3 protein-coding genes, 1 pseudogene and 1 riboswitch are annotated in these 4,909 nt (G+C 29.8%); of the genes and pseudogenes, 1 reads left to right on the top strand and 3 read right to left on the bottom strand.

The genetic code is table 11. From position 1 onward, the window contains the following. From EQ827_RS07815 to EQ827_RS07805, 3 genes and pseudogenes are all read right to left on the bottom strand, one after another. Nucleotides 1-172, bottom strand: a pseudogene (locus EQ827_RS07815) (amino acid permease); the annotation flags it as partial. A gap of 72 nt (nt 173-244) precedes the next feature. Beyond that, nucleotides 245-423, bottom strand: a riboswitch (Lysine riboswitch). 300 nt (nt 424-723) lie between these two features. Further along, the gene (locus EQ827_RS07810; protein WP_181190436.1) at nt 724-1,563 is read right to left on the bottom strand and encodes a DNA-binding domain-containing protein; all 840 of its coding nucleotides are present in this window, start codon (nt 1,561-1,563) and stop codon (nt 724-726) included. Then, entirely contained in the window at nt 1,560-2,861 is a 1,302-nt protein-coding gene (locus tag EQ827_RS07805; protein ID WP_181190435.1) for a sensor histidine kinase, read from the bottom strand. The genes EQ827_RS07810 and EQ827_RS07805 overlap by 4 nt, the downstream gene beginning before the upstream one ends. Before the next feature lie 205 nt (nt 2,862-3,066). Between EQ827_RS07805 and EQ827_RS07800 the strand changes: the two genes are divergently transcribed. Then, nucleotides 3,067-4,617, top strand: a complete 1,551-nt coding sequence (locus EQ827_RS07800) for a YfcC family protein (RefSeq protein WP_181190434.1) — start codon at nt 3,067-3,069, stop codon at nt 4,615-4,617. The last annotated feature ends 292 nt before the right edge of the window (nt 4,618-4,909 follow it).

Raw genomic sequence — 4,909 nt, 5'->3', positions numbered from 1 at the left:
AATAGACCATTAAACCCATCGCAATATAAGCGACTAAGCCACCCCCAGGGCCCGCCTTAGAAATAGTGGAGCCCGAGGTCATAAATAAACCAGTTCCGATACAGCCGCCTAGCGCAATCATAGTGACATGGCGGGTTTTTAAGTTACGTTGGACAGTATTTTTTTCTGCCATACTTATTCTCCTTTTTTATAAGAAGAAACCTAAAAAACTATTATATGTACGTTAAAGGGTCTACTAATAATAATCGTAGATAGCACTCCGCAGCCTTGAAGCTGCGACAATTCTAGACTTATTCAATCTAGTCCCAACCATTTATCAAAATAGTAATAAATGATTTCGGCCAAAATTACTTTTATCTGACTTCAACCATACTATCTCACAGTTACTTTTTAATTGATAACTTTGGTAGCCCTTTCTTATACACTCTGACTAATTTTAAAATAAATTAATATAATGTCAAGTAAAATCACAAACTTTTATTAATAAATCACATAAAGTTGTTATTTATTGGGATATAGCTATTAATTATAAACGCTTTAGTTTGCTACTTTTTAAAACTTGTTAAAATTATATTGATAAATTCAATTTAATTTTTTTAGAACTTTTCTACAACATTGAAATGATATTACATATGTAATTCAATATAGGTTAAAAGACATATTTGTGATTATTAATAAGGTACTACTTTGAGATAATCTACTATAATTACACAGTATCAATATTTATTCCAGTTGGCTTTCCTGTAATAATCCATTAAAGAATCTTTTTAATGAAACTTTACCACCAGTAGTGCGTTTACCTTCCAAAAATAGCATTTCTAAATGAACATTTTTATACTCGTAAAGTTCATTAGCATATTCAATAGTAATTTCATCTCCAAAATTATCTAAACACAAAAGTGCTAAATTTGTTAGACCAGTTTTTAAAGCACGTCTAATTCTTTGAAACAGAATTTTTTTTTCATTGGTATTTATATGATATTGTTTTTGGATATCTAATTTTTGAAATGTACATTTTTGTTCTAACATTAATTGTAAGATAGCTAAAATATCTGAAGATCCTTCAGCTGAAGATATGCCTAAATAACGTAGAATAGATAAAATCTTATCTCTAGAAGCTTGATTATATTTTTGAGTATTTATAGTAGGGTTATTATTATTAACTAATGACTGAATATTATTTATTTTAGTAGCCATTTTAATATTTTGTATAACTTTTTCAATGACAGTTTTTACTTCGATTACATTAATAGGTTTATCTATAAAGAATTCTATTCCAGCTTGATATGCTTGTGCACGTAAATCACTATCTCGGACTTGAGAAATCATAATAAAACGTAGTGTAGGTTTTTGTTTTTTAATTTTTTCAACAAGTTCAATTCCTGTCATTTTAGGAATTAGTAAATCCACAAGAGCAATGTCAACATTTAATAATGATAAATCTTTTAAAGCTGTTTGTGCGTTATAAGTAGTAGCCACAACATTATTATTAGGATTTTGTTCAATAATACGCTGTAACATAATAGGAATAGCAGGATCATCATCAACAATATAAAAATTCATTTAATTTCCCCCTGAAGTAAACGTTGTTTATTTAGTATTACCTTCATATTAGTTCCTTTATTAATCTTGGATTCAACAACAATGTGACCATTAAATTGTTCCTGTATAATAGTTTTGACATGCGAAAGTCCGATGCCACGATATACGTTACCTGTATTAATATTATATTTTGTTGTAAAACCTGGTTCAAATATTAATGGTATTACCTCTTTATCTATACCCGCGCCATTATCACTAACATTAATGATAATGTCTTCATTCTGATCTTCAGCTGTTATTTGAATTTTACCATTTGTTTTACCCTTAAGTGCGTCGACACTATTAAAAACTAGATTAGATAAAATAGAAACAATGTAATAATGATTAGGTATGCGTAATTCAACATTGTTTTGAACTTTTAAGGCAATGTTTTGATGATTTTGTTTGATAGTAATACGCACATAAGTAGTAACCACTCGTAAGATATCGGTAAATTTCATCGGTGTTTGAGTATCTTCGTCATTAAAGTAATTTCCTAAACTTTGTGCTAGATTCTGATAGTCTTTTTTAAGTTCATGAACATCGTGAGCAATAGCAAGGGACATTTGACGATTTCTTAGATTGTCCTTACTTTTTTGTAAATTTTGATTGAGCAAATAAGCATTTTTCATAATATTTTCTATTTCATTAATATTTTTCTTCATAAAATAAACTTCACTCTTAACAGAAGAAGCAATCCAAATAAAGTGATAATAACGTTGTTCGTGATTTTCTTGTCGTATCATTAAGGTTAAATAATGGTATAAAAATGCAAAAGTACAGCTACACAAAGAACGAATTAAAGCGGTCAAAAATAATGCTTGAAATAATTGGTAAGTATAATGAGAAAAATTTATTAAAATACTTACTTCTAATATATTAGCAATGTAATCACAAATAATTATTGTAAATAAGAAGGAGCTATTATTCCACATTCCCCTACGCCAATATAATATATAGTAGAGGAAACCGTAGCATACATAAAAAGCAATATCTGCCAAAACATAGGTGATTATTTTACTAATAGAATTTTCATGACTTATAAATAGTAATAAGCCTCTAAATATTGGGGATGCAAGAGAAATAGCCAACATTAACTGAATTGGATTTAAATCGGCATTGAAATAAAGAAAAATAGGCATAATTAGAGGAGATAAAGCTACAATAAAGCCTGGGGTAAAAATAGAAATATTAATTTGTGATGCGAGTGCAATACAAATGGCAGCGACAAAAATACGTTGATAGCGTCCGTAAATAATAAAACGATTATGTTTAAACATAACAGTATTTCCTCCTTGTATTTTTAGTAAATGAAGTGAGGCTTTTTGAAGTTTTGTGAAGCTAATCACTTATACTATTATAGTAAATAGATAAAATCAAAACCACAGTAAACTATATAATATAAATTGTTAAAAAGTTTAGTTACTTTTAGTTTACTTAATTTTGATAAGTGATTTTAGTAATTATAGAAATGGAGTGATAAATATGGAAAGTGCAATTAAAACTAGAGGACATTTTAAAATAAAAATGCCAGGGGCTTTTACAATATTATTCATTTTAACTATCATTGCGGTTTTAGCCACTTGGTTCATTCCTGCAGGAAGCTATTCTAAGTTGTCGTATAGTCAGACATCTAGTCAATTACAGATTAAACAGCCAAATGGCAAAGTCAAAAAAGTTCCTGCAACTCAGCGAGAATTAAACAAATTGGGGGTTAAAATTGATATTAAACAGTTTAAAACTGGTGGAATTACTTCAGCAATTTCTATTCCTAACACTTATCAACGCTTAAAGCAACGTCCAGCAGGCATAGCAGCTATACCTAACGCTATGGTAAGAGGAACTATTGAAGCTATTGATATTATGGTATTTATTTTTGTACTTGGTGGATTAATCGGTGTTGTCCGTGCTAGTGGTGCATTTGAATCAGGATTAATGGCTTTGACTAAAAAAACAAAGGGCCATGAATTTTTATTGATTTTTTTGGTATCTATTCTAATGGTGTTAGGTGGGACTTTTTGTGGAATTGAGGAAGAAGCAGTAGCATTTTATCCTGTTTTAGTCCCAGTCTTTATTGCTATGGGGTATGATTCAATAGTTAGTGTAGGAGCAATCTTTTTAGCTAGTTCAATTGGAACTTGTTTTGCAACTATTAATCCATTTTCAGTAGTAATTGCTTCTAATGCTGCGGGTATTAATTTCACACAAGGTTTAAATTGGCGTATTTTTGGCTGTACTGTAGCTTCAATTTGTTTAGTAATTTATTTATATTGGTACAGTAAAAAAGTTAAAGCTGATCCAAAGTCTTCATATTCATATGATGATCGTGAGTCTTTTAACAAGATGTGGGCAATTAATTCAGATAATAGTGACCAAAATAATATTTTTAATTTACGTAAAAAATTAATTTTATGCTTATTTGTGGTTTCATTCCCATTAATGGTGTGGGGAGTAATGGCCAAAAGTTGGTGGTTTCCAACAATGGCAGCATCTTTTTTAACTTTTGCTATTTTTATTATGTTTTTGACAGCTACAGGACCTAATGGAATTGGAGAAAAGAAAGTTGTTGATGCTTTTGTTAATGGAGCTTCGAGTTTAGTAGGAGTTTCTTTAATTATTGGATTGGCTCGTGGTATTAATATTGTCTTAAATGAAGGTATGATTTCTGATACGATGTTACAATTCTCTTCCTCTTTAGTTTCTCATATGAGTGGGCCTATGTTTATTATTATGATGTTAATAATTTTCTTCTTTTTAGGTTTCGTAGTACCTTCATCTTCAGGTTTAGCAGTTTTGGCAATGCCAATTTTAGCTCCATTAGCAGATACAGTTCATATTCCTCGTTTTGTGGTTGTTACAGCTTATCAGTTTGGCCAATACGCAATGTTATTCTTAGCACCTACCGGATTAGTAATGGCAACTTTACAAATGTTAGATATGAGATATTCTCACTGGTTAAGGTTTGTTTGGCCAGTAGTAGCTTTTGTTTTAATTTTTGGAGGAGGTATTTTAGTTACTGAAGTTTTAGTTAACTAATTTTTAATCCCCTTAAAAATATTACTAGTTCAGTTTACTATATCTTCAAATGAATGCTTAAATAATGTAATGCAACTTTATTTATTGATAAAAGTATATATACATTTATTATGACGAAATAACAAAAAACCGCAGAGGTAGAAATTACCTCTACGGTTTTTTAATTTAATATGTTAAATAAACCACAAGTTTTACTTGTGGGGGACAGAAGAGCTTTAGCGAGAAAAACTTCCTTTCGATATAATAGTTTTCGGCCACCAACCAAAACTACCCGAAAGGAAGTTTTTGCACT

The sequence above is a fragment of the Bombilactobacillus bombi genome, from assembly GCF_013607485.1.
Lineage (GTDB): Bacteria > Bacillota > Bacilli > Lactobacillales > Lactobacillaceae > Bombilactobacillus > Bombilactobacillus bombi_A.
This window is presented reverse-complemented; position numbering and strand designations above follow the sequence as displayed.